The following is a 26,002-nucleotide window of genomic DNA, read 5'->3' as shown; positions in this document are numbered from 1 at the left end:
TTTCTTAATTTTTGTTTGAATTTCGAGTTTTCGTCAAATTGGGCACAACGTACGGGTTGTATGGTTAGTTACGTTTTTTAAAGATACTATTTTCTTGATAATGACTAAAAAAAATCTTAGAAAAATATTTCGCAAGTAGGCAATAAGCAGTAATTAATTATACAGCAGGTTAGTATTCGTTGGCTAAATATAGCCTAATTAATTTTCCAAATGGACAGATTAAAATTGTTTTTTTTCTTCTTCACAACATTGAGATTAGGAGTGTTGCTTTCGTTGAGATTTGAAAAAACAATTTTAAGCCATTGCTAGTTTTCACTAAGTTAATTAAAGAAAGACTTTCCTATGTGAAGTTACGTTATTAAAAACTCCAAAAAAAAAAAGGGATTTAGTCACACGAACTACTTGCGAACAGATTTGATCACTTTTTTTTAAAGTATTAGGTTTTCACTACCAAAAATAAACAAACAATAAGCTGCTTCACTTAGCCCAAGAAAGCCATAAAACCGTTAAGCAATCAAGAAGTTTGATGAGGTAATTCGCCAATGTATACTAACGTTGTTGTGTAAGGAAAGTTGCGTGGTTTAAGCAATAAAGTTAGTAAATAAAACACGAACCAAGAAAATCCGCGAGGATTTTCGTAAGTAGGCTTTTACCAGCAATTTTTTTTACACGGTGTTGTGTGTAGTTTTTTTTCTTAACTATTTTTATGATAAGTTATACATTTGTAAAAAGTATTTCCATTTTCATCTATTTTCTTTATGTATTTTAAAGTCGGGTTTTTAATTTGTTCTTTTTTTAATTCTCTTAAATCACCTCTGAATTCGAATTTTTGTTTAAAAGCATAAGGACGTTTACTCTGACCTTTGTAAATTACATCTACTTCGTAGTTTTTGATAAATTTTCTATTTTTTCCAACTAACTCTTCAATCCACTTAAACTTTTTTTGATTTAAAGTTCCTAATTGAGCAACAATATTTATGGCACCTGAATTACCTCCTAAAAAATGAGCAATTAAATGACCTCTTTGGTCTTTATTTTTTATTCCACCAATTTTTTCTATTTCTTTTAAGTGTTTTCTATATGTATTAGTCAATGATTTTCTATTTGGATTATTGTTTGTTATACTTGGTGACCTTGCTTTTAAAACTCGACTATGTCGATCTGTTTTAAAGATAGTATTATCTACTTTATAAGTTGCACTTGGAAAAACTTTCGCATTCAATAAAGGATTTACAGATTTTCTTCCTATTAAACTGTAGGTACTTATAGTTTTTTTTGTTCCCTTTGAAGTAATAGTACCCAGCATTTCGCCAGATTTACTATAAATTTTTGTAGAATATTTGCCAGCAACTAAATCAAAACCATTGTCTAGACCCCATTTTTTTAATTCTGAACTTATAAATAGTTTTTTTGCAATTTTTCCTGTTTTTTTATCTAAATCACTTTTTTTATGGACGACTTCTAACACATCGTCAGAAATGTTTTTAACAGTCTTTAATATTTGAGAGTTTATTAATTTTGGAAATAAAATTAATAATGCAAGTATTATAATTCTTTTCATTATTTTAAATTGTTTCTTATTTGGCTTTCTACTTGTTCTAATATATTTGTTTGAATTTTTTCTTTTAGTTGATTTTCAGTCAAATCCCCTCTATAAAACATACTTATTATTATTATTACAATACATAGATTCCCACTCCATCTTAAAACTGTAATTACTAAATTGTCAACTTTTTCGTGTCTCTTTTTACTCCATCTTATCCAACCACCAGGACCAAACTGATAAAAAAGATAAATAAGTACTACTATAAAAGAAATAATTATACTTCCTATAAATTCAGCTAACCATTCTAAAAGATGTTCAAATATATTTGCAATTATTGACAATCCTATTTTATGAGAGTATAAACCAATTTCTTCTTTTGCAGAGATATAATTTACATTTATTTGATTTGGGTCTTTATCTAAACTAATGTAGGCATCTTCTAAATTATTTTTAACAATATTGGTAACTTTTATGCTATCATAAATAGAATACCAAACACGAGCCGATTTCTCTTTCATCGTTTCTTTTCCTAAAGAAAAATAATCTCTTACATTTCGCCAACCTAAAAACCCAGAATTCTTATTTATAGAATCATTAAAACTATTATATGTTATGCTTAAATATTCGTGGACTTCATTTTGAGTTTGATTAATTGTTATTTGAGTAATAGTATCTTTTGAATTGTCAATTGTTTGTTCCTCATCACTACAACTAAACAAAAAAAAAGTTAGCAGTATATAAAAACTTAATCTTAAAAAAATCATATTTCTTCTTTTCATATTTTTTGTAACGCACTCTTAAATTACACACAACGTGTTTGTATATGGTTTGTTGCGTGGTTTAGCACGTAATTTAGCAAATAAAAACCGAATAGAAAATCCGCGAGGATTTTCGTAAGTAGGCTAGAACTAGCAATAAATTATATACGGTGTTAGCAACTGGGTTTTATTTCTATTTTACTACTTTTTGAATTCCGTTATCTAAATTATTTTTTAAATCATTAATGTCTGGAATGATGGATTTGAACTTTTTCTTTAATTGAATTAATTCTTTTAAATTACTATTAATCTCCTTTTTTTGAAAAAAGAAGAAGCTCTTTTTCTTTTTGTATTTTTTTATAGTTGGAACTAAAACATTAATAATATATCCATTTATTCGGTCAACATTGTAATCTATCTGGTCTAAATAATCCCAATAAATTTGCAACAAGTCAGTTTGTTCCTTTTCAGATTTTGAGTAAAAAGCTAGTTCACTTTTCAGGTTTTTCTTTACGAATTCATTCAAATTATTCTTGGCAGAATTGTCAATAATCAAAGAACTCAAAAATTCAATAGCTTGCAACATTTTCATATCATCAAATCCTATTAGTAATTTATATTCCTGAGGTAAATGGTTAAATTCAATACTTGGTGAAGTTAGAATGTCAAATTCATCTGATTTAAACATTATTTCTAGCAACTCTTTGTCTCCTTTTAAAATATTTTTTGTGGCTTCTATATGTGGAATAATAGTCTTTTCCTTAATTAATAAGTTTGAGAATAATATTTTATCAGCGATATTGGTTATGTAATTTAAACAATATAATTTTTGTCTTTGTCGTGATGAGAAATTAAATATTTGTTGTCCAATTATAATTGCTAAAGAAGCTCCAAGTGTTGAAAGAAATGGTATTAAAAACTTTTCATCAAGTAAAAATTCTGTCATAACTTACTTTTCGGTTTGTTGGTTTTGCCTTGTTGCTAACGTTCTAGGCTATGTTTTAGTTGCGGTTTAGTTTAGCTAAAAATAAGCAAAAAAAGTCAAACAACTTTGTGCCTGCGTATTTTTCCGAAGGAAAAATAAAGCAGCAATTAAATATAGGCATTGTTGTAAATAGTGCTTTTTATAAGATTTATTATTCATTTTGTTTTCAATTTTGTCCAAATTCAGAGTTTGAGAGAAAATTCCGCAAAGATTTTCAATTCCCCAAGATGCTAAATTCCATTTTTTCATTCACACGCTTTGCTAAGATTCCCACGTTTTGCAATTCCGAGTTTGAGTAAATTCCAACATTTTTAATTCTCAATTTATTCAAAATTCAAGGTTATCGAGAGTCTGTTCAGCAATTTTTTAAATTCCATTTTTAGAGCGTTTCAAAATTCACACAATTTGCTCAAATTCCACCATTTTTAAAACTCCAACTTTCAAGAGTCTGAGTGGATTCACGCATTATTTACAACGTTGTTGTGTAAGGTTTGTTGCGTAAATTTAGCGAAAAATAAGTAATAAAACCAGACTTTTACGCTTGCGAGGTTTTTCGCCAGAAAAACCTTAAAAAGCAATAAATTTTACACGGTGTTGTGTGCAGTTTTTTAAATTCTTTCATTCCTGTTTTTTACTAAATCAAAAACTTTCACACCATTCGCAATTGCATAATCTGATAGACTAGAATCAGATGTGATTAACAATTCACATTTTTTTGAATATTCGAATAACAAGGAATCAGTTATTCCTAAATCATAAAATGTCTCGCTTTCAGTTGCTATTTTTGTTTCCAGAATTTTTTCTGTTGTTAACTTTATTGTACTTGTTATTTGCTCTATATATTCAGTTTTTCTATTTCCTTTGAAATTATTCAAAAGATTATCAACTTCTGTCCAAACGTTTGGTAAAACTACTAATTCATTAAAGTCTCCAACAAAAGAAATCAAATCCTCAAAATCTTCTTCCTCATAAATTGAAGTTCGTTTATGTTTATTAATTAGTCTTGGATCTATTAAGCCAATTATTAAAACTATTAAAGCATTTGTATCAATTAATTTCATTCTTTTTCATACATAAAAAAGCCTACAATTTCTTTTTCATTGTTAATAAGAACTTTTTTATAAGTTCTATGATATTTGAATTGAGTTGCCATAGCCATTAAAGGAGAACTTACTTTTGGATTTGTATTTTCTACTAGAAAGGACACAATAATTTCCCAATTTCCAGTTTCAGGAAAAAATTCAGCTTGTTCTATTCTAAAATCTGGATTATCTAAAGAAGATAATATGTTTAAATTGGATTTAACAATTTCAATTAATTCTTTTAAATTCATTTTTCGTACGATTTTTTAATTGCACACAACGTTGTTGTATAAAGTTTTGTTGCGTTGATTAAGCGTAAAGTTAATAAATATTTACTGAATTAAAAGTGTGCGAGAATTTTCCAAAATGCGCCAATAAAAGCAATAAAATTTATACGGTGTTGGCGGTAGTTATTCTTCTGCAAGTTCTTTTATTTTTTCGAGCATTGCTTTTAATCCTTCTTCGGTATGGCACTTTCCCTCTTCGCTTGAAAAGCCTTGTTGGTGCCAAGAGAAATTTACAGAATTGTCATCCAAATTCTCGATTTTGTAAGTTACTAAAGAATAGTTTTCTGGCTTATCTTCCAATCCTGTAAATACGCTCCAATAATCGTATTTAAGCAACTCATTTTTCTTGTTCTGGTTTACATTCCCTTTGTCTTTGTATTGTTGCCCGTCATACTCTCCTTGAAATATAATTGAACTTCCAATTTTCCAATCAGTTATTACTTCCGTTCCGAACAAGTATTCCTTGATTTTTACAGGATTTGTGAGAACATCCCAAACTTTTTCTGGTGTTGATTTAATGTTGATATTGCTTGAAGCTATAAGGTTCTTGTCCATTCTTTTAATTTTTACTTAGTTCCGATAATTTCATTACAGTTTTCCAATTTCTTGTTGTCGCGCCGACTTTTAGCTGTTTTTCAAAAAAGTTATTGGTCAATTTTGATTCGTGATATTTTCCTGCACAAAATATAAATGCGTCTTTATTGTCAATTTTGAATTTGTCTGATTTGTAGTTGAAAGTTAGTGCTTTTTCAATATTTTCTTTGCTCGGTTTTTCTTTCAAAAATGTCAAGTGCAGTTGCTTAATATCAACATCTTTTTCAAAGAAAGTGTTGTTGTTTATTGAATTTTCAAGTTCTTTTTGTGTTCTCACGATTATAGGAACATCAAATCCATATTTTTCAGTAATCGCTTTTTCAAGGTTGTTTTCCAACTCGGAATTTGGTTTGTCTGAATTAAAAACCAGATTTCCACTTTGAATGTATGTTGTTACCTTTTTTAGCCCCAATTCTTCGCACATTGATTTTAGGTCAGCCATTAGGATTTTTCGTTTCCCTCCCACATTTATTCCTCTTAAGATTCCAATTTTTCTGTTCATTTCGAGAATTTTGTTTTAATTACCGCCAACGGTCTAGTGTATGATTTCGTTGCGTGTTTAAGCACTAAAGTTAGCAAATAAATCACAGATAGAAAGTCCGCGAGGACTTTCGTAAGTAGGCTATAACTAGCAATGAATTATACACATTGTTACCTGTAGTCTTTATTCTTTCCTTACGAAATCTTCCTCGTTTTTCAAGATTCTTGTTACTTTTCTAAAGCCTGATTCGGAACTAATTCCGCTTAATGTTTTACCTAATTTCCAATCAAACGTGCTTAATTTACAATTATAGATAACATCTTTAAATTCATTTAATACTGAATCATTAAACATTAAATCATATCTTTCTTTTAAAAGATCAGAGATTAAATAATTAATTGATTTACAACCCAATGTTTTTTGAATATAAAAATTTGGATCATAAACAATTGACTTATATTGATTGTCAATATCTAAAGTTTTGTAAGGGTCTAAAAATGCTTGTTGCCATCTTTCATTTATAACTCTCCAAGCTCGAATTAAAAAATCTGAAATTTCTCTAGCAGCGTCTCTAGAGAATTGAATAAGTTGTTTCTCATTCATATCAGTTATTTGATTTTGATGAAGATTTATATAACTAGTTACAATTCCGGAAATTGATTGAATAAATGCTGTAACACCAATAATGCCAATTTTGTTTTCTGAGTGTATACCTATTTTTATTGCATTTTGCCAAACATTATCTTTTTCTGAATTATTCTCGTTTAACTTGAAGGCTGTATTAATTGCAATATGTGCATTTAAATCTTTTGCTCCTATTTTTTCTTCTAAAATCCTAAAATCATATTTAGCTAATTCGATTAAATCAGTTTTTAATCTTTTGGCTTTAGAATTAATGTTACTAAAAATTTCCATTTCAATTGATCTTTTATTCGGTGGTGTAATTATAATTGAAACTTGTAATTTCAATGAATTTAGATCTTTATTGCTCAATACGGCTTGTTCTATTCCTAATAGTCTATGTTGTCCATCAACGACTCTAAACAAATTCTCTTGTCTCTCATCTAGTTTTAAATAGACTAAATCTTCTTCTTTGTTTGATACTATTTCTTCAAATTCATCTTCGTCAATTGCTAAAATTATAGAGTTCGGAAAAACAAAATTTTCGGTTTCAATATATCTTTTAATATTTTGATAGTGTCTTTCGTCTTGAATTCGTTGGTAGCCTCCTTCATCAATACCATAAATAAGAGTTTTACTTTTATTATTTATTAAATTGAATGGTAATACCGTTGATATTAAAGGATAATTTGATTGATTATATTTTATTGCTGGATAATTCATATTAACCTAGAATGTTTATTAAAGAATTTAAGTTTTTAGATAATTTGTCGGCTAAAGTATCAACTTTTCCAAGTTCTGATTTAGATTTTTCTAAATTGTCTAATAATTGATATTTGTCTATACTTGATATGAAAGAATCTAGGTTACCACCAAAACAATAGATTGAATAAACTTTGAGCAAATCTTCCTTTTCTTTATCTTCAAGTTCCAAAACCTCTATGCCCTCTTCAAACAACTTTATGTTATTGATATGTTTAAAAACATTTTTTGTATTTAAAATATATTCTTTACAGTTATAGTTAATACAAGTATCAAAAAACAGATTTGTATATCTTTCAGCTAATTCCTCATCCTGTACTAATTTATTATCAAGGAACATTTTGAGATAAGAACTTTTAATTAAATCGAAAAATTTGTCAAGAACAGTTTCTATATTATCTTCAGTAATTTCTACTTCAAAACTTGTAAGAATAATTGATTCGAAAATTTGAAGATCAAAATCTTGATTTCTTGAATTTATATAAAATGAATATTTAGGACATAAAAGTGATAGATGTTTTGTATTTAAATCTATATCTTTTAATACGTTATTGCCTGCATTATTTATATTATATGTTAAAGCAGCAATCTTTTTGAAATTATAATTAATTCCATTTAATACTTTAGTTACTTTTTCTGCGTATAATTTTTCAAATTCATTTACAAAAAGTATAATATTAGAATTTATAGAAAAATTACTATTAGCTTCTCTAATTTCTTGCAAGAACTCATCAATTTGAATTAATAGTTTTCCTATATGATTCATAGATTGTTGAGCTAAATCTCTAACAGGTGTTATTTTATAATCTTTATAGAAAATGGAATGCTCCATATCTCCCCAAGCAGATTCTAATTTGCTCTTTATTTGAAGTTCGAAATTCCACGTTTCATATTTACATCGTAGTTTAAAAATGTTTAATCCATTTTTCATTGGAACTGGTTGAAGATCTATATCTGATTTATTAATTTCTATGCCTTTATCTGATAAGTCTTTAATGAATTTAGAAGAACTAATCAGTTTAAACATATTAATTGAGTCTATATTCAGATCTGTAAGTATTTTAATTCCAATTAAATCATCTATCTCTTTTATTTTGGACTTTAATTGAGGTTGATCTACCTTTTCAAGGTCATTTAAATTGTCAACAAATAAATTATAATGATTATTCCTTATTAGTTTTTCGGAAAAGCTACCTTTTTCTTTTACACGATTTACTATCCCGTAAAATTTTAGTTTTCTCACACTATTATCTCTTGTCAAGAAAAAATCATCTGCATACTTGTCAATTAATTCTTTTAGTATGTCAACTATTAATTTCTGATTTGAAACAAATTCATCTCTTAAGTCATCAAATTTACTTGAAACTAAATTGATCCCTTTTATTTTTTCTTCAATTGATTTCATTTAAGCCATATGAGTTTTTTCAGATTACAGGTAACGTACGGGTTGTATGGTTAGTTACGTTTTTTAAAGATACTATTTTCTTGATAATGACTAAAAAAAAAATTTAGAAAAAATATTTCGCAAGTAGGTAATAAGCAGTAATTAATTATACAGCAGGTTAGTATTCGTTGGCTAAATATAGCCTAATTAATTTTCCAAATAGGCAGATTAAAATTGTTTTTTTTCTTCTTCACAACATTGAGATTAGGAGTGTTGCTTTCGTTGAGATTTGAAAAAACAATTTTAAGCCATTGCTAGTTTTCACTAAGTTAATTAAAGAAAGACTTTCCTATGTGAAGTTGCGTTAATAAAAACTCGAAAAAAAAAAGGGATTTAGTCACACGAATTACTTGCGAACAGATTTGATCACTTTTTTTTAAAGTATTTGGTTTGCAACAACAAAAATAGGGTAGCTTTTAGCTGCTTCACTTAGCCCAAGAAAGCCATAAAACCGTTAAGCAATCAAGAAGTTTGATGAGGTAATTCGCCAATGTATACTAACGTTTTAGGCTATGTTTTAGTTGCGGTTTTGTCTAGCTAAATGTAAGCAAAAAAACAAACAACTTTGTGCCTGCGTATTTTTCCGAAGGAAAAATACATTAGCAATTAAATATAGCCATTGTTGGTTGTAGTATTTTTTCTGAATCTGTTAAAAGTCGTCATTTTCATTCTTCAAATATTCTCCAAATAATTCAATTAATGAATTAATTTCCTTTGTAGCAGTTTCTTTGGTGTAACCTTCATCAACTTTTCCAGCAATAGTTATAGTTCCATTTTTGTAAGTATTTGGGGTTATAGTTATTTTTGCTGCTTTATCTTTCACCTGTATCTTAATAATAGCAAAGACATTTTCATAAGAAGGACTAAAAGTATGAGAGTTTCCAACTGGAACTAAAGATTTTCCCATTAAGTATTTTCCAGTTATTACTCCAGATTCTTTGTCAGAAAACTGAATTACAGATTCAGCGTCTTTAAAAGTACTAATCATCCAGTCATTTGCTTTCAGGTATAATTCATTCTTTGAATTCTCTACTTGAAAAATCTTGCTTATTTTTTCAACTTTTACATCTATTGCTTTTGTGGAAGAAGCACAAGAATTAAAAAATGCAATTGTTAAAATTAAAAGTGTTGAAATTGTCAAAATTCTTTTCATAATAATTAATTTGGTTTAGGTTATTCAATGTGTTGATTTTCAGCGGATATTACAACCAACGTGTTTTTGTATGGTTTGTTGCGATTTTAAGCAATAAAGTTAGTAAATAAAACACAGACAAAGAAAATCCGCGAGGATTTTCGTAAGTAAGCTTTTTGCTAGCAATAAATTATACAAGGTGTTGGCATTAGTAATTTATTCAGACTAAAAATTTTTCGTTTATCAGTTGATTAATTTTTATCATAACAAATTTGTTCTCGCCTTTGAGTCTTATATTTATTCCGCTTTTATGTAAAACTCTATATTTTGTTCCTTTAAGGTTTAATTCATTATTTTTTCCAATAGAGCATTCAGTCAAAGTAATTGTTCCAGAAATTTTATTTGTAGAATTCTTATTCTTATTTCCAACTATAAAGTGGGAATAAGTATTCGGAATTGTTGCTTTTTCAATTCGAATATAGTTTTCATAAATAGTCATATTCCCCAACCAAAAGCCAACTCCTAAAGATTCTTTGTCAATTATTTCAAGTTCATTTTGTTTAAATAATATTTTCTCATTAAGAAGCAACTTCTTCAATTTCGAGTTGTTTCTCAACGTGTAAATTATTCCGATAATGAATATAATAATGATTAATGAAAAGAAAAAAGTTGATATTATATTATTCATTAATTACTCAATTTATTTCTCATTTTTATTAATGCCAACGTGTTTGTATATGGTTTGTTGCGTTGTTTAAGTATTAAAGTTAGTAAATAATTACTGACAAAGAAAATCCGCGAGGATTTTCGTAAGTAAGCAAAAAACTAGCAATAAATTATATATGTTGTTAGTGGTAGGGCTTTACATTCTCTCTATATAATTTTTCAGTCTTTCAAAAAAAGTAATGTATTCCTGCATTGGTTTAAATAATGAATTCAGATTTTGAAAAATATCAGGACGTTGATAAGCTTTATTAATTTCTTCGTGAAATTTAGAATTTTCAATTTGACTTAAAATGTCACTCAATTCATTTTCCATTATAAATGCGTAGCGATCATAAACTTTTCTAATACTACCCTCTTGAACTTCTCTATGCCAAGTTAGATAGTCATTCCACGTTTTAGGCATATTAAGTGTTATACTTGGATGGATTTTTGGAGGTAAATCTCCAATTTTTAATAAACTAAGACTATTACGTTTCTCCTTTTCTTTTAATTCAAGGAAATCTTTTTTTATGGCTAAATTTATTGCTTTTAAATAATTATTGTGTGTGTTTAAAATTTCATTTAAATGATAGGATAATGGAATTTTTGAGTTTTTTCTATTTTTAAATTCTGCATAATAAGAAGTAATTAAATAAAAAATATATGCAGCTAAATATGAACATAATAAAGCAGTATTTATATCACCAATTATACTTGCATTTTCAAATATTTCTGGCATATTAGAAAACCACAAATTAATACATAATATAAGTACAAATGATATAATTGCTGATGAAAATAACCACCAATTAAATCCCCTAAAAAAATTATTCATTTTCATATTAAAATTTTAAATATTCTTGAGTTTCTTGGATTCAATGTTCTAACTCAACAAATCGTTTCGTTTTGCCTTACCACTAACGTTGTTGTGTATGAAAAGTTGCGTGGTTTAAGCACTAAAGTTACTAAATAAAACACAAACCAAGAAAATCCGAGAGGATTTTCGTAAGTTGGCTAAAACCAGCAATTTTTTTTACACGGTGTTGCAAGTAGTTGTTTTTCACCTCCTTTTATTTAATTAAATTAATAGTATTTTCAATAACTTCATTTCTAATATTAATGGAATGAAAGTTAATAGAAGATTTAATTTTCAAATAATTTTTGTGAGCATTTCTAGTTAGTTCATTATTGTCATTTTTTTGTATTAAAAATTCTCTTGATTTTTTTAATAGAAAGCCTAAAAAATCAGGTAAAAAAAGTAATTCTATTTTTGATTTTTCACAAAATGTCATATCTGATATAATAAATTTTTCGCTTGGAAATTTGAAGCTTTCTGTTTCTTTAGTACCATATACATTCCTGTCAAAGTACATACTGATTTTATTTTTCAATAAATTTGGATTGAAATCTTTTACATACAAGTTAAGTGTCGTCATAAAAAAGAAAAGGGCTTGAAATTCTACTTTATTAAAGTCTATGATTTCATTATTATATTTTTCTAATAATTTGGCTTTATTGAATAAGTCATTTTTTTTATATTTATGTTGAAAACATTGTAGATTATTATTAATTATAAAATCTGTCAAATCATCCATTAATTCAATTCTTGGTCTTCTTTTTCTAAAAATATTTTTAGAATGATATATTTCTGATTTTATTCTTCTGTTTTTGAATAAATTTAAAAGACTATTGTTCAATATTGAATATTCTTTAACCTCTATTGAAATTCCTAAATAATAAATTGATTCTTCAGAATCGTTGTTATTTAGATAAAACTTTGTTTCATCGCAAAAAATGTAAGTTTTGTATTCGGACATTAGTTTTTATAAATAGTAATAAAAATTACAGATTAATCATTCCATAATAAAATATTTTTTTTGGCTTCTTCAATTTCAGAGCTTAAATTGGATTCAACATCATACAATTGTCTTTCAACATCATCTAATTTATTTTCTATATTTGATAAGTCAAAATTGTATTCAAGATCATTCAAATTTCCTTTTATTTTTTTTATTTCCTTTTGTTGATTAATTAACAAAGAGATTGAAAAACCTAACATTCCGATAGTAAGTAGTTTGAAACTTAAGTTAATCCAATTTTTTAATTTATTCGTTTTCTTTTCCATATTATTTCTTTTGAGTATGAGTGGTTTCCGCCAATTACTTGCAACTTGTATATATAATTATATTAATTCAGTGTATGCAGCTTATTTGGTTGTATATACTGATGTTTGTATATTTTTATTTCTTGTAATAAATATACTGTTTTTCTATAATTCATCAAACGGATTTTTTATATTATTTAAACTTGTATTGGTAACATGAGTATAAATCATTGTGGTTTTAGGACTATTGTGACCCAATAATTCTTGAATATACCTAATGTCAGTTCCGTTTTCTAACAAATGTGTTGCAAACGAATGTCTTAAAGTGTGTAAAGTGACTCTTTTGTTAATCTTAGTTTTTCTTAGTGCTTTTTTCAATACTGCTTGTGCACTTGCATTGCTGTATTTATTGCCATTTTGCCCTTCAAATAGAAATATCTTAGGTTTATAAGCCAAGTAATATTCTCTTAAAAGTTTTAAAAATGTACTAGATAATAAGGTATACCTATCCTTTTTTCCTTTAGCTTGTTTAATATGAATCAACATTCTATTACTGTCAATATCTTCGATTTTTAAATTCAACGCTTCACCTATTCTAAGTCCTCCAGAATAAAGTAAACTTAAAAGAGTTTTATGTTTAAGATTTGTAAGATTGTTAAAAATGGCTTTTATCTCCTCAAAACTCAAAACTGCTGGTAATTGTTTTACTTTCTTTGGTCTTTCAATATCTAAAGGATTAATTTCTAAATTTTTAAATAACAGAAATTTTTTTATCCCATTAATACATTGGTTTTGATAAGAAACAGACCTATTGGCTTTATAAATAAAGTCGTAATTAAATTGTTCAATTAATTTAACAGAATAATGTTCAACCTTTTTTAACGTTTTATATCTTAAGAAAAATGTAGTTACTTCTGTATAGCTATTAACGGTATTGTCACTCAATCTTTTTTGCTGTAACCATTTTCTAAATTTTATCAGTTCTGTATTCAGCTCCTTAGATAATTCAGGTAAAACTAATTTATAATTAACCTTAATCTCTTTCTTAAATTCATATTTTAGTTTTTCATAATTAACAAACCAGTTTTTTTGCCTTAGATGTTTAAAAACTAAATGTAAATTTGTTTTATTCTTTTTTATATAAAAAGATTTTAATGTTCTACTCCACTTAACTTCTGATAACAACAATAAATGATCTTTAATCTCATCATCATAAGGAAACTTCATCATAATAATAGGATGATTTTTATGAGTATTGGGAAGTAGAATTATTGATTTCATAGCAAATGAAAAAGCTAATATAATTAAATTAAGCGAGAAATTTAGGGCTTCTTTTAAACTTTTAAGCTATTAATTTAGAATTTATTAATTATAAATCTATTATGGATGATATTCTATTATTCAATCTTAAAAAAAGCTGGAATGTCTAGTTGTAGTAGTATGATTTTAAGTGAATAACTTTACCTAGTTAGATAGATTTAGAATGTCAATTTGGTTTAGGCTATGAATTTAAATTAAAAAACACCTCTCGAATTTCTTTAGATGCTTGTTATGATTATTTGGTTTTATTTGGTCAGGTTTTGTCTTAACAGTCAGATTTATTTTTATTGTTGATAAATTAGGTTCATTTAATATGACAAATGATGCTAAAATACTGATCAGGAAAACTATTTAAATTCTTCAAGAAGCTTCTAGGTGGTGGTATAGAGCTAATTGTTAGTATTTGGGTATTTTTAATTGGTTTTACTGGATATTTCACAAAGAAAACGAATATGTATTTTTAATTCTTTAAGGTATAATTACTGTAACCCTCTTTTATTGTCTTTTGTTGTGTATTCGCAATATTTTAAATACGTGGGTTGATTTTTAGGTTTTTTTAAAAAAAAGAACCAAAAAAAAAGTAGAATTCAGTACTATTTAATTGGTCTACAATACTATCAAAAGAAAGGTACACATTTGTAACGCTGTAACATTCTAATGTTTACTACAAAATCGTAAGAGATAGAAAACTCATGAATACCACCAGTATTTAAAAGTTGAGTGGTATTTAAATCATAAGAATAGCCAAACCTAAAACCATTCCAACGAACACCAGCAAAAGCATTTACACCAGAAATTAATGAACTTTGATTTGCATTTTTCATGGGACTTGTAGAGGCTAAAATGCCTAAAGAAAAACGATCATCAATTACATATTGTGCGCCTACATCTAAACGATTAAACTCACCTTGCTTCATAAAATTAGTAAGTAAATATAGTTTACTCATGCCTATAAAATCATTTCTGTAATTGTTAAATATTGGAATGAGCATGTTTGAGTGGGCAGATATAAAAACATCTAAAGGAATATTGCCGTTTTCGGTTAACGAAATATTGGGTTTGTTTAAATGTTTTACAGTTAAACCAATCCAAGAATCATCATTATTAAATAATATTGATGAGCTAAAATCGAAAAAATTTCTTAATTGACTCAATAAAAGTGGGTCTAGGGTAGAGGTGTTGATAACACCTGAATTTAAATTGATTTGATCTTCTAACAATAGGTTTTGAAAACCATAATTCTTAGTACCATATCCAGCAGAAATACTTGGTCTAAAAAACCACGTATCGCTAATTTGAAAGGCCATTGCATAATTAAAATTAATTTGATTGAATGTATATGATGAAGCACTTTCTGTTTGGTTTAACATACTAATTCCTAAGCCTGTTTTATAACCTTCAAACCAAGTATCAAAAAAAACAAAACTAGAACTCATTTTTAATCCTGAATTTCTCCATTGAGATCTATGCACAGTTCCTGCTTTAGATGACCTTAGGGCTCCAGTAAATGAAGTATTTAAGGTTTCTGGGACTAAAAAATTTTGAGAAAAAATAACATCTTGTGCAAACATGGTTGCAGATAACATCAAAAAAACTAAAAGGATAAGATTTTTCATATTATTTGAGCAATGTTACAGGTGTTGAGGTGGTAATATTTTTATTGTGGAAAGTTATTCCGTTTACCACCATAATGTAATTTCCATTTTCAGCAGGTGTATCTTTTATAAAACCATTCCAACCTTTTAAAGAAGTACCTTTTTCAAAATACACAAGTACGCCCCAAGTATTGTAAATGTTCATTTCAATTTCTGTAAAACCGGTAAAATTAGGTCTTATCGTTTCATTATATCCATCTCCATTTGGTGTAAAAGCAGTTGGGTTTACCAGTTTATAACCTATGGTGATATCAATAGTTCTTGTTAAAGTATATGTACAATCAGATTCGTATTCAACAGTAAGTGTTACTACATATTTGCCAACAGCATTGTAGGTATGAATTGGGTTTTCGTCATTTACGGGTAAACTATCATCACCAAAATTCCAAGTAAGTTTTGTAAAATTACCAGAAGAAAGGTTGGTAAACTGTATTGGATCGTCAATAGATAAATAGGCATAATTGTCTAAAGCAAAAGCGTTGTACCTAAAATCGGGATCACCAATAGTTGGTATTTCATCTATTAAAATAGATTTTGATTGTTCACAGCCAGAATTATCTATAACTGTTAACACATAAGCACCAGTTTGATTGGTGGTCATAATTTCATTATTTTCACCAGAAACTGTTCCAGAAGACCAACGTAATTTATGAGGTAAGTATCCTCCAGAGGTTTTCGCCTCTATTTTTTTAATGATTGTTTTGGTGTCGCAATCTGTAATATAGCTTTCTATAAATTCTATTTCTATAGGATCTTGTCTAAAAATAGAAAACTGCCTATTTACTTCACATCCATTAGCATCTGTAATGGTTACACTGTAATCTCCTTGTGGTATATCTTCTAAATCTTCTGTAATTGCGCCATTACTCCAAGCAAATTCAAGGGGTGCTGTACCTCCAGAAACTGTAATGTCTATGCTACCACTATTTTCTATGTTACAATCTATAGCATCAGTAACAATACTTGAAACTGCAATTGCAGGCGGATTTGTAAATGTAAATGTTTCTTCAATAGGGCACTGTTTTGGGTCGCTATCAATAATAGTTACTGTATAAGTACCTGCTGGTAAATTATTTCTTTGCACACCTGCAGTGGGGTCATCACTCCAAGTTACTTTAATTGGGGCAACTCCACCTGTTAAATTTAAAGCTACAGATCCATCATTCGCATTGTTACAAGATATAGGCTGTACCACAGGATCTATAAAAAATATCGGCTGATTAATATCTATAGCAATTTCTTTAACACAATTATTACCATCAGTTATGGTTGCAATATAGGTGTCTGCTGATAAATTAGATTGCGAAAATCCGTTGGCAAAATTACTCCAAGAAATCTGATAAGGTGCAACACCACCAGAGACAATAACCTCTAAAGCACCATCTGCTTCGCCATAACAAGTAACATCTTGTTTGGTATAATCAACAATAATTTCAGGTGATTGCGCTACAACAATATCAGTATTTGTTGTACATCCAAGATTATCTGTTACAGCAACAGTGTAAGTACCCGCAATTATATTAGTAATGTTTTTTGAGGTGCTTGTAAAACCAGCAGGGCCAGACCAGCTGTAGTTATAATCGAAAACGCCGGGAGAAACTTCAATTTGGGTACCTCCTGTAACTTGTATAGAAATTGCGCCTGTAGCATCACCAAAACATAGAATGTCTTGTTTAAAGGTCGTGCTAATATTCAATCCATCTGGCTCAGTTAATACAAAAGATTCTTGGGTTATACAGTTATTGGCATCTACAACCTCTAAAACGTAAGTTCCCGCTGTTAATGTATTCTGATCTTTAGTACCTGCAATAATTCCACTACCATCAGTTGTAGACCAGTTATACGAGTAAGGTTTGGTTCCTCCTGTAACAGAAACCTCTATAGTACCATCATTACCTTGAAAACAAGAAATATTTTGTACTACATCTCTTGAAATTATTAAAAGATCAGGTTGCGTAACAGTCCATTCTTCTATAATAAAAAAGCCAGAGCTATCTTCTATCCTTAATGTATAAATACCCGCTTCTAAATTTGATAGGGATGCATCTGTAGATGAAAATCCATTAGGGCCTGACCAAGTAATTTGATAAGGGTTACCTGTTGAAGAAGGAACTCCACCTTGAATATTGGTTGAAATTGCTCCATCATTTGCTTCAAAACAAGTAATATTGGTAACTACTGTATTTGAACTAATATTTGGGTTAACTGTAACTTCTAAAGTAAAAGGATTTCCCACACAATTTGCAGTAGTAGGTGTAATTACATAAGTAACTATTATAGGTGATGTCCCTGTATTTTCTAAAGTTTGACTGATAGTGTTTTGTGGAGTTGTTGCTGCTGATGCACCAAGTATACTTCCAGCAGGACTAAAAGTAGGAGCAGACCAAGTGTATTGTGTACCTTCTGGAATGGTATTCGTAGCAATACTATTAGGATCAAAACTGAAAGTTGCTTCACTATACATTGTAATTTTATCATTAGCAATTACAGGAATTCCATTTACTTTAACTCTAGCTGTTTCTGAAACAATTTCAGAACAACCACCACCACTGAAAGAAATTACTGCATAATAAAATATTTCGCCAACAGTATCAGTAGGAGGGTTGTAAGTAGCTTTATTTTCACCAGGGATTTCATCTCCATTAGAATTAGAATCAATATCGCTCGAAAACCATTGATAAGTTGCAGTTCCTGTGCCATTTTCATAAGCTACTTCTAGAGTTGTTGCTGTATCATTTAAACATATTTCAGAAGGTGTAGGTTGAATCGTGAAATCTGGACCTTCATTGATTTTTACAGTAGAAACCTCACTAATAACACTACAACCAGACTCAGGTTGAGAAACCACTACATAATAATAAAAAGTGCCAACTGTATCTGTTGGAGGTGTATATGTAGAAGCATTAGCCCCATTAATAGGATTCCCTCCTGAGTTTGAGTTCGTATTATTTAGAAACCATTGATAACTTTGGACTGAGGAACTTCCTCCAGAAGCTGTTACAGCTAAATTTGTAGGGATTGCACCTTGACATAATTCTTGGGCTGCAATAGGTTGAACATCAATAACAGGTTTAGGAACTACATTAATTTCAAAAGGATCACTTGTTGCATTAGTACATCCATTTCCGTTTAAAGAAACTTCTGCGTAATAATAAAATGTTCCATCAACTGAAAAAGCAGGTGGCGTATAACTACTATCTGTTGCACCTCCAATTAAATTACCACCTGTATTTGAATCACTTGTATTAGAAAACCATTGATAAGTTGCAGTACCAGTTCCTCCAGTAAAAGTAACTTCTAGTGCATCTGCAGTTCCTCCAACACATAAGCTTTGTGGGGCATCAATAGGATTAACAGTTAATTGTTTAACAACATTTACACTAGCAACTTCAGAAGTAATTTTATCACAACCTCCTCCACCTTCAAAAGATATTTCAGCGTAATAGAATTGCTCTCCAACTGTATCTGTTGGTGGATTATATGTACTTGAGGTTTCACCTGTAAGTATAGTGCCACCAAGATTTGAATTAGTTGTATTGGAAAACCATTGATAAGTAGGTGTTCCAGTTCCATTTGTATAATCGACTTCTAAAAGATTGGCATTTCCATTAATACAAATTTTAGAAGAAATTGGTTGAGTTGTAAAAATTGGAGCTTCGTTAATAATTAAAGTAGAAATATTACTTGTTATAGAACAACCAGACTCAGGTTGGGTAATGATAGCATAGTAATAAAATGTACCTATTTGATTTGTAGGTGGTGTGTAATTTTCCGAATCGGCTCCATTAACAAGAGTTCCTCCAGTATTAGAGTTTATAGTATTTACATACCATTGATATTCTTGTGCAGAACTACTTCCTCCTGAAACTGTAATTGCTAAATTATCAGGAGTAGCATTTTGACACAATTCTTGACTAACAATTGGCTGAGCATCAATAGTAGGTTTGGGAACTACAGTAACCTTAAATACATCACTAAAAACAGTAGTACAGCCATTACCATCTGTTGCGATTTCTACATAATAATAAAAATTACCATCTGTAGTATAAACAGGAGGTGTATAATTGCTATCTGTTGCACCATTAATTAAAGTGCCACCAGTAATTGCTTCAGAAGTATTAGCATACCATTGGTAAGTTGGGTTTCCAGTACCTCCTGAAAAAGTAACTTCTAATTCATTAGCAGTACCTCCAATACAAAGCGTTTGAGGAACAGGCACAGTATTAACTGTTAATTGCTCAGTAACAGTAACTGTTGCTACATTTGATACAATTTTATTACATCCTCCAGAAGAAAATGTTATTTCAGCATAATAAAATGTTTCACCAACTGTATCTGTAGGTGGATTGTAAGAGTTTGCTGTTGCACCTGAAATGGGGTTGCCATTAGTATTTGAGTTAGTTGTATTTGTAAACCATTGGTAATTTGGTGTTTCAGAAGTGTTTGTAAAGTCAACCTCTAGTATTGTTGCATCACCATTTAAACAAACTTCAGAAGAGGTGGGTTGTGTGGTTATTATTGGTGCAGGGTTTACAGTAATTACAAAATTTAAAGAAACTCCATCACAAATTCCAGAAGTTGGTATTACAGTATAGGTTAAAGTTTCTGTATTGCTGCCAGTATTTACAATACTTTGAGAAGGTATGGTATTGTTTGTTCCACTTTCTATAAAACCTGAAAGATTGCCACTAGAAACAGCAGACCAACTGTATGTAGTATTTGCAATACTTGTGTTAAGTACGATTTGTGTAGTATTTTGGCCAGAGCATATTTGTTGTGTTGTATCAGTATTTGTAAATTTTGGTTTTTCAAAAACCTCAAAAGTTTGTGTTGCTGTGTTAGATATACCACATTCATTTGTTACCTCTAACTTTACTTCGTAAATTCCTGGAGTGTCATATACAATATTGCCAGGATCTAAAGTGTTTGCAGATATTGGATTACCACCTGTAAATGTCCAGTTGTAAGAAATTCCTGAAATGTCTGATGTACAGTTTTCTACTGTAGCCACAGGATTTATAGTTGCAGATCCACAGAAATCATCAATAGCAGTAATTTCAACAGTAGGTGGTTTTTTAACATCTACAACTTTTGTACTTGTTGCAGACCCACAACTTGTAATTATGGTTTGTGTAATGGTATATTTTCCTGGTTTTTTGAATAAAAACTCAGGATTTTCTGAAGCTTCTGTAGTGCCGTTTGCAAATTCCCAATCAGAAGAAACACCACAGTTATCTGCTTCATAGTCTACAGCCCACCTATATTGTGGAATGTCACAAAGGTCGGTTTCGTTGGTGGTATTTGTTGCTGCTACATTAAGAGGTATGCAGCCATCTTCATTATCTACCGTAAATTTAGAAGTAATTTCGGGTTCTATACAGATTTCTTTGGTGATTTCAATTGCTCCACAGAAACTAGTTGCAGATAAGGTAATAGTGTAATTACCAGGAGAAGCATAAATATGATTTGGAGAAGTTATTTGTGTAGTTGAAGGGGTGGTAGTTCCATCTCCAAAATCCCAAGTAAACCTTCCTGATTGAGAACAATTAGAACCAGAACCATATACAGATTTATTTTGAAATGAAATTGAGGAGTTAGCACAGGCAGATTCAGGTATTTCAAAATCTAATTTTGGTTTATCAATAATACGAATTTCTGTAAGAAATGATTTTGTAGAACTACATGCATTAACAACATCTAATGAAGCGGTAAAAGTGTTTGGACAACTAGATTCTTCGTAAATATGAGGAACAGGAAAATTTGGAGAACTTTCAGGATCTGAAACGTTATATAAGTTTAAATCAGAATTAATTAAGTCTACTTGCGTTAGAGAAATCGTATTGCCATCACCATAATCTATAAAATATTCTGTATCAAGAGAGTTGACACCCCATTTCGATATCGAAAATTCAATAGAATTTGTAGGTGTACATATATTTTGAGTTGAACCTGGATTTACTAATGAACCCGAAGGATTTGAAATATTCTTGACCTCTTTTATGATTTGATTTGTACAACCATTAGAAGAAGTACTTCTAACAATTAAGTTATAAACTCCAAGTTCTGAGTATTCATAAGTTAAAGGAAAGGAATCTCTAGTTACATTTTCTTGATTGCCATCACCCCAAATAATTAAAAATTCATTAATACAGTCAGATGTTGTGGCATCTAGCCCAACATTAATAACATAGTTTGGTTCTGGTGTTGTACGATTACAATTTGAAAAATCTCTATCATTTATATCGAAAATGACAATCTCTGGTTTTTCTATTACCCGAACTCTTTTTGTAGTAGATGCGCTACAACCAAATTTATCGGTTACCGTTAATTGTACATCAAAATCGCGCTGACCACATCCTAAAGCAGTATTAAATTGGTGGCCTGGGTTTTTCTGAGTAGAAGTTGTATCGTCACCAAAATCCCATAGATAGGTTAACTCTTCACTAGTATCTTCAGGCTTTGTTAAGGTAAATTGTACAGTTTCCCCTGCACAGGCATTGTTGTTGTCAAATGAAAAATCTACTGTTGGTGGTGCATTTACAGTAATGGTCTCTTCTTTGTCTGTAATGTTTTGAGTTACACCTTCTGCATCTTCAACTTTTATAAGTTTAATTGTGTAATCACCTGTTATATTACTATCATCAAAAGTAACTTCGGCTTGATCATTACTTCCAGACCTTTTTAGAGGTTGTGTAATATTATTTATTTGGTATGTAAAGTCATATGGTCCTGTACCACCTGAACCTGTAAAAGTAATGGTTGTAATTTCATCAATACAAATATTTTCATCGGCTACAGCAATAGTGGCATCAATTTCAAACGGACTTTTAAAAAAAGTAAAATTATTTTTATTTGCAGCATTAACTAAAAGGCAACCTATTAAAAATAGTGTGATTAAAAATACCTTTTGTTGGAGTAGTAGTAAAAGCTTTGATTTTATTTTCATGCTATTTTGTTAGCACACTGCTTAATTTTTAAGCCCTGTAGCAATTTCAATTAATTTTCTCTTTCAAACCAAATATAATAAAATGATTTATTTTTTTAGAAAAAAAATGAAGTTTTGTATCTTTTGTGTAACTATTCTAAATAATTTTTACATTGTTAAGCTCTAGTTTACAGTTTTGTCTTACAGCAATTAATACTTTAAAGAGATTTATTTTGAATAGGTTAAAAGCTAGAAGTTTGATGAGCTTGAATTTTATTTGCCAGTTTAATTACAAATACGATTCATTGTATTTTTACGTTCTATATTTGTGTTAAAAGTTTGGTATAAAAAGTAATAATTCTTTTAAAATGAATATCTTTGAGAACCTACTTAATAGAGCCTTAATGAAGTTACCGTTTCTAAATTACATCTTTATTTTTTTGTTACTTTTTACGTTAAAAAGTCAATCTCAAGAAACTTTGCCAATATATCAAGATTACCTTTCTGATAATGTGTATTTAGTACATCCATCTGCTGCAGGAATTGGTAATTCAAGCAAATTACGTTTTACTGCTAGGCAACAATGGGCAGGTATCCCTAATGCCCCTGCACTACAAACGTTAAGTTTTCATACTAGGTTTAATGAATATTCAAATGCTGGTTATGGTTTTGTTTTATTTAATGATAAAAATGGATTTCATTCGCAAAAAGGACTTCAAGGTACTTATGCATATCATTTACCAATGAGCGATGGAAGACTTTTTAACCAACTATCTTTTGGATTAGCATTTACTTTTCTTCAAAATCAATCAGATCAACGAACTTTTGGAGAAGGTACAGCACAAAGTATTGTTAGTACTACTTATTATAATGCAGATTTTAGTGTTGCATATCATTATGGTGGTTTTTCCTCTTATTTTACAGCAAAGAATTTACTGCCTACAAATGAAAATAATTTGAATGTACAACAAACCTTAGATTTGAAAAACTATATTTTATATGCGGGCTATTATTTTGGTGAAGACTTGTTTTTTCAATTAGAACCTTCAATTATGTTTCAAGCTAGGCAAGGAACAGGCGCTAGAATAGCTGATTTTAATATAAAGGCTTATAAAACCATTTCTAAAACACAGTTTTGGGCAGCATTATCTTACAGAAGAACTTTTGATACGAATGCCATTCAGAATGCAGAATTTATATCTCCTATAATTGGAGTGAATTATAATAACCTTCTTTTTTCATATACCTACACCAATCAAACTAATGAAACTGTTTTAACAACTTCTGGTTTTCATCAGGTTTCTGTAGGTATAAATTTATGGACAACTAAAGCTAGAGCAGCTGCGTGTCCTAATATCAATACAGCCTTTGGTGGGTTTTAAAAATCGAGTTCGTTAATTTTAATATTTGAGTTTGGTGCTATTATAGAACATAATATATCTTTGTTTTTATTGATAAAAAACTGATGATGACCAGCTTTATCTGTATTATTTAAAAGGTTATTTTCTTCTAAGATATGTTTTGTTTGTTTTGCAACAGCTAAGCCAGAATCGATAATTTCAATTTTATCGCCAATAATATCTTTAATTATCGGAATTAAATAGGGGTAATGCGTGCAACCTAACACTAAACAATCTACACCATTGTTTACCATGGGTTTAAGATATTTTTTGAGTAAATTATGCATTTCTTCTGATTGAATTTTACCAGCTTCTATAAGTGCTACAAGTCCTTCTCCTATAGTTTCTTTAACGGTTATGCCTTTATGAAGTGTATTAGATGTTTTTGCAAATAAATCGCTAGTTAACGTACCTTTAGTAGCCAAAATACCAATAGTATTTGTTTTAGTTTTAAGGGCAGCAGGTTTTATAGCGGGTTCAATACCTATAAAAGGTACATTATAATTTGATCTTAAAAGTTGAATAGCATTTGTTGTGGCTGTATTGCAGGCAACAACTATGATTTTGCAGTTTTTACGGATTAAAAATTCGGTGTTTTTTATAGATAAATCTATAATTTCTTGTTTGCTTTTTATACCATAAGGTGCATTTTTACTATCAGAAAGGTAAATGGTTTGTTCGTTGGGTAAAAGCGTCGTAATTTCTTTCCAGATAGATGTGCCACCAATTCCAGAATCAAAAATACCAATAGGAAAATTATTTGATTTCATATTGTTGTAAAAATAGAAAAACCTACTTAAAAAGTAGGTTTTCTATAAATATTAACTGATTTTTATTTTACTAAAATCCTAATTTTGCTTTTACTGCAGCGTAAATGTCTTCGCCTTTTTTAACTAGTAAACCTTTACCTACAGAGGCATCAAAAACATATAAAATTCCTTTTGTTGCAGCAACTTCTTCTATGGCTTTTTGCGCTTTTTCTATGATTGGTTTTAGGCCTTCAGCTTGTTTTTTCTGCATATCTTGATACGCAGTTTGTCTCAACTGTTCGTATCTAGCATTTTCTTGCTGAACTTCTTTAGCTCTAATTTCGTTAATTTCTTTTGTTTGGGTATTTTGTTCTTGCGTATACTTTTTCATTTTAGCATCTAACTTTTTCCCCATACTTTCTACTTCGTCTTGGTAAGTTTTTCCTAACTTTTCCATATCCGCTTTTAGTTGGGTAGTTTGTGGCATCTCAGCTACTAATTTTTCAAAGTCAATATGACCCATCTTTTGTGCATTTGCAACACCACCCACTCCTAAAGTAAATACAGCAATTAATAGTAACGTTTTAAAATTCTTCATTTTTGTTTTAATTTAATTATTATTCTTGTCTTTTGTTAACTATCTTCTTTTTCTTTTTGCTCTTGTTCTTTCTTTTTTCTAGCCGCTTCTTTTTTTTCTCTTAATAATTTTCTTTTTTCGGCTCTTTGTTCTAACAAGGCTTTTCTTTTATCTGCAATAGCTTTCTTTTTGGCCTCTTTATCTGCAATTTTTTTAGCTAAAGCAGCTTCTTTATCAGTTTTAGCTTGTTCTTTTTTAGCAAGAACTTGTTTTTGTGTATTGGTTAGTTCTTTACTTGTGTTTGCTTGTGCTGCTCTATTCTTTCTTTCTTCCTTTTTTTGACTTGATAATCTCGTTCTGTCTATGGTTGATAAAACAAGGTCGCTAATATCGTATTTTTTATTTGAATATAGCATAACCAAATCACTAGATTTTTCAAATACAAAATCATATTTCTTTCTTTTTGCTATATTTTGTATTGCATTATAAACTTGATCTTGAATTGGTTTAACCAATTGCTTTCTTACTAAGAACAAATCGCCATTTGGGCCAAAGTACAAAGACTCTAATCTTCTTAGTTCTTCTTGTTTAATTGTTATTTCTTCTTCTTTTTCTTCAATTAAATCATTGGTTAAAATAGCTTTTTCGTTGGCTAAATCAGATTTTAAAACTTCTATATGACGTGCTTGTTCATCTAGTTTTTTTCTCCATTTTGCAATTTTAGTGTCTAAAGTATTTTGGGCCTGTATATATTCTGGAACATTTTCTAGAATGTATTCCATATCTATATATGCAATAATTTGCCCCCTTTGTGACCAAAAAGTTGTTACCGTAAATAAAAGAACGACTACTAAAAATATTTTTTTCATTTGTAT

22 protein-coding genes are annotated in these 26,002 nt (G+C 29.4%); 1 reads left to right on the top strand and 21 read right to left on the bottom strand.

Features of this window, described 5'->3' with window-relative positions:
• Positions 1-694: 694 nt before the first annotated feature.
• From SJY27_RS08130 to SJY27_RS08045, 18 genes are all read right to left on the bottom strand, one after another.
• Positions 695-1,561, bottom strand: a complete 867-nt coding sequence (locus SJY27_RS08130) for a DNA/RNA non-specific endonuclease (protein ID WP_397447765.1) — start codon at positions 1,559-1,561, stop codon at positions 695-697.
• Complete coding sequence (locus tag SJY27_RS08125; protein ID WP_397447764.1) at positions 1,561-2,325, bottom strand: hypothetical protein; 765 nt, start codon at positions 2,323-2,325, stop codon at positions 1,561-1,563. The genes SJY27_RS08130 and SJY27_RS08125 overlap by 1 nt, the downstream gene beginning before the upstream one ends.
• A gap of 172 nt (positions 2,326-2,497) precedes the next feature.
• Positions 2,498-3,250 (bottom strand): hypothetical protein, encoded by a 753-nt coding sequence (locus SJY27_RS08120; RefSeq protein WP_397447762.1) that lies wholly within the window; start codon positions 3,248-3,250, stop codon positions 2,498-2,500.
• 75 nt (positions 3,251-3,325) lie between these two features.
• Positions 3,326-3,538, bottom strand: a complete 213-nt coding sequence (locus tag SJY27_RS08115; RefSeq protein WP_397447761.1) for a hypothetical protein — start codon at positions 3,536-3,538, stop codon at positions 3,326-3,328.
• Between the two features lie 359 nt (positions 3,539-3,897).
• On the bottom strand, positions 3,898-4,350 hold the full coding sequence (locus tag SJY27_RS08110) for a hypothetical protein (RefSeq protein ID WP_397447760.1): 453 nt from the start codon (positions 4,348-4,350) through the stop codon (positions 3,898-3,900).
• Positions 4,347-4,622, bottom strand: a complete 276-nt coding sequence (locus SJY27_RS08105) for a hypothetical protein (protein ID WP_397447759.1) — start codon at positions 4,620-4,622, stop codon at positions 4,347-4,349. The genes SJY27_RS08110 and SJY27_RS08105 overlap by 4 nt, the downstream gene beginning before the upstream one ends.
• A gap of 159 nt (positions 4,623-4,781) precedes the next feature.
• Positions 4,782-5,213 carry an SRPBCC domain-containing protein gene (locus SJY27_RS08100; RefSeq protein ID WP_397447757.1) on the bottom strand — a complete coding sequence of 144 codons (432 nt, stop codon included), beginning with the start codon at positions 5,211-5,213 and terminating at the stop codon, positions 4,782-4,784.
• A gap of 4 nt (positions 5,214-5,217) precedes the next feature.
• Positions 5,218-5,754 (bottom strand): DUF1697 domain-containing protein, encoded by a 537-nt coding sequence (locus SJY27_RS08095; protein WP_397447756.1) that lies wholly within the window; start codon positions 5,752-5,754, stop codon positions 5,218-5,220.
• Between the two features lie 162 nt (positions 5,755-5,916).
• On the bottom strand, positions 5,917-7,077 hold the full coding sequence (locus tag SJY27_RS08090; RefSeq protein WP_397447755.1) for a DGQHR domain-containing protein: 1,161 nt from the start codon (positions 7,075-7,077) through the stop codon (positions 5,917-5,919).
• Position 7,078: 1 nt separating this feature from the next.
• Positions 7,079-8,521, bottom strand: coding sequence for a hypothetical protein (locus tag SJY27_RS08085; RefSeq protein WP_397447754.1), 1,443 nt, complete (start codon positions 8,519-8,521; stop codon positions 7,079-7,081).
• Between the two features lie 688 nt (positions 8,522-9,209).
• Positions 9,210-9,713, bottom strand: a complete 504-nt coding sequence (locus SJY27_RS08080; protein WP_397447753.1) for a DUF4468 domain-containing protein — start codon at positions 9,711-9,713, stop codon at positions 9,210-9,212.
• 199 nt (positions 9,714-9,912) lie between these two features.
• Positions 9,913-10,380, bottom strand: a complete 468-nt coding sequence (locus tag SJY27_RS08075) for a hypothetical protein (protein WP_397447752.1) — start codon at positions 10,378-10,380, stop codon at positions 9,913-9,915.
• Between the two features lie 174 nt (positions 10,381-10,554).
• Positions 10,555-11,238 (bottom strand): hypothetical protein, encoded by a 684-nt coding sequence (locus SJY27_RS08070; RefSeq protein WP_397447751.1) that lies wholly within the window; start codon positions 11,236-11,238, stop codon positions 10,555-10,557.
• A 229-nt stretch (positions 11,239-11,467) separates the two neighbouring features.
• On the bottom strand, positions 11,468-11,992 hold the full coding sequence (locus tag SJY27_RS08065; protein ID WP_397447750.1) for a hypothetical protein: 525 nt from the start codon (positions 11,990-11,992) through the stop codon (positions 11,468-11,470).
• Between the two features lie 254 nt (positions 11,993-12,246).
• Positions 12,247-12,522, bottom strand: coding sequence for a hypothetical protein (locus SJY27_RS08060; protein WP_397447749.1), 276 nt, complete (start codon positions 12,520-12,522; stop codon positions 12,247-12,249).
• Between the two features lie 144 nt (positions 12,523-12,666).
• Positions 12,667-13,782: a tyrosine-type recombinase/integrase gene (locus SJY27_RS08055; RefSeq protein ID WP_397447748.1), complete on the bottom strand. Its 1,116-nt coding sequence runs from the start codon at positions 13,780-13,782 to the stop codon at positions 12,667-12,669.
• Positions 13,783-14,438: 656 nt separating this feature from the next.
• Positions 14,439-15,437 carry a PorP/SprF family type IX secretion system membrane protein gene (locus tag SJY27_RS08050; protein ID WP_397447747.1) on the bottom strand — a complete coding sequence of 333 codons (999 nt, stop codon included), beginning with the start codon at positions 15,435-15,437 and terminating at the stop codon, positions 14,439-14,441.
• A gap of 1 nt (position 15,438) precedes the next feature.
• On the bottom strand, positions 15,439-22,422 hold the full coding sequence (locus tag SJY27_RS08045; RefSeq protein ID WP_397447746.1) for a PKD domain-containing protein: 6,984 nt from the start codon (positions 22,420-22,422) through the stop codon (positions 15,439-15,441).
• A gap of 347 nt (positions 22,423-22,769) precedes the next feature.
• Between SJY27_RS08045 and SJY27_RS08040 the strand changes: the two genes are divergently transcribed.
• Positions 22,770-23,783, top strand: coding sequence for a type IX secretion system membrane protein PorP/SprF (locus SJY27_RS08040; protein WP_397447745.1), 1,014 nt, complete (start codon positions 22,770-22,772; stop codon positions 23,781-23,783).
• Here the strand turns inward: SJY27_RS08040 and murI are convergent.
• From murI to SJY27_RS08025, 3 genes are all read right to left on the bottom strand, one after another.
• A complete protein-coding gene (murI, locus tag SJY27_RS08035; protein WP_397447744.1) occupies positions 23,780-24,571 on the bottom strand; it encodes a glutamate racemase in 792 nt (263 codons plus the stop codon). The genes SJY27_RS08040 and murI overlap by 4 nt on opposite strands.
• A 70-nt stretch (positions 24,572-24,641) precedes the next feature.
• Positions 24,642-25,148, bottom strand: coding sequence for an OmpH family outer membrane protein (locus tag SJY27_RS08030; RefSeq protein WP_397447743.1), 507 nt, complete (start codon positions 25,146-25,148; stop codon positions 24,642-24,644).
• Positions 25,149-25,183: 35 nt separating this feature from the next.
• The gene (locus SJY27_RS08025; protein WP_397447742.1) at positions 25,184-25,996 is read right to left on the bottom strand and encodes an OmpH family outer membrane protein; all 813 of its coding nucleotides are present in this window, start codon (positions 25,994-25,996) and stop codon (positions 25,184-25,186) included.
• Between the last annotated feature and the right edge of the window lie 6 nt (positions 25,997-26,002).

The organism is Polaribacter sp. R77954, from assembly GCF_044595335.1.
Classification (GTDB): Bacteria; Bacteroidota; Bacteroidia; order Flavobacteriales; family Flavobacteriaceae; genus Polaribacter.
Note: the sequence above shows the minus strand (reverse complement) of the source record. Positions and strands in the feature narration are given on the sequence as shown.

Coding starts and splice junctions, on each gene's coding strand:
- SJY27_RS08050 (WP_397447747.1), bottom strand. CDS start 15,437: ATGAAAAATCTTATCCTTTTAGTTTTTTTGATGTTATCTGCAACCATG.
- SJY27_RS08115 (WP_397447761.1), bottom strand. CDS start 3,538: ATGAAAAAATGGAATTTAGCATCTTGGGGAATTGAAAATCTTTGCGGA.
- SJY27_RS08095 (WP_397447756.1), bottom strand. CDS start 5,754: ATGAACAGAAAAATTGGAATCTTAAGAGGAATAAATGTGGGAGGGAAA.
- SJY27_RS08090 (WP_397447755.1), bottom strand. CDS start 7,077: ATGAATTATCCAGCAATAAAATATAATCAATCAAATTATCCTTTAATA.
- SJY27_RS08045 (WP_397447746.1), bottom strand. CDS start 22,422: ATGAAAATAAAATCAAAGCTTTTACTACTACTCCAACAAAAGGTATTT.
- SJY27_RS08030 (WP_397447743.1), bottom strand. CDS start 25,148: ATGAAGAATTTTAAAACGTTACTATTAATTGCTGTATTTACTTTAGGA.
- SJY27_RS08075 (WP_397447752.1), bottom strand. CDS start 10,380: ATGAATAATATAATATCAACTTTTTTCTTTTCATTAATCATTATTATA.
- SJY27_RS08120 (WP_397447762.1), bottom strand. CDS start 3,250: ATGACAGAATTTTTACTTGATGAAAAGTTTTTAATACCATTTCTTTCA.
- SJY27_RS08040 (WP_397447745.1), top strand. CDS start 22,770: ATGAATATCTTTGAGAACCTACTTAATAGAGCCTTAATGAAGTTACCG.
- SJY27_RS08130 (WP_397447765.1), bottom strand. CDS start 1,561: ATGAAAAGAATTATAATACTTGCATTATTAATTTTATTTCCAAAATTA.
- SJY27_RS08125 (WP_397447764.1), bottom strand. CDS start 2,325: ATGAAAAGAAGAAATATGATTTTTTTAAGATTAAGTTTTTATATACTG.
- SJY27_RS08085 (WP_397447754.1), bottom strand. CDS start 8,521: ATGAAATCAATTGAAGAAAAAATAAAAGGGATCAATTTAGTTTCAAGT.
- murI (WP_397447744.1), bottom strand. CDS start 24,571: ATGAAATCAAATAATTTTCCTATTGGTATTTTTGATTCTGGAATTGGT.
- SJY27_RS08080 (WP_397447753.1), bottom strand. CDS start 9,713: ATGAAAAGAATTTTGACAATTTCAACACTTTTAATTTTAACAATTGCA.
- SJY27_RS08110 (WP_397447760.1), bottom strand. CDS start 4,350: ATGAAATTAATTGATACAAATGCTTTAATAGTTTTAATAATTGGCTTA.
- SJY27_RS08060 (WP_397447749.1), bottom strand. CDS start 12,522: ATGGAAAAGAAAACGAATAAATTAAAAAATTGGATTAACTTAAGTTTC.
- SJY27_RS08065 (WP_397447750.1), bottom strand. CDS start 11,992: ATGGATGATTTGACAGATTTTATAATTAATAATAATCTACAATGTTTT.
- SJY27_RS08070 (WP_397447751.1), bottom strand. CDS start 11,238: ATGAAAATGAATAATTTTTTTAGGGGATTTAATTGGTGGTTATTTTCA.
- SJY27_RS08055 (WP_397447748.1), bottom strand. CDS start 13,782: ATGAAATCAATAATTCTACTTCCCAATACTCATAAAAATCATCCTATT.
- SJY27_RS08100 (WP_397447757.1), bottom strand. CDS start 5,213: ATGGACAAGAACCTTATAGCTTCAAGCAATATCAACATTAAATCAACA.
- SJY27_RS08025 (WP_397447742.1), bottom strand. CDS start 25,996: ATGAAAAAAATATTTTTAGTAGTCGTTCTTTTATTTACGGTAACAACT.
- SJY27_RS08105 (WP_397447759.1), bottom strand. CDS start 4,622: ATGAATTTAAAAGAATTAATTGAAATTGTTAAATCCAATTTAAACATA.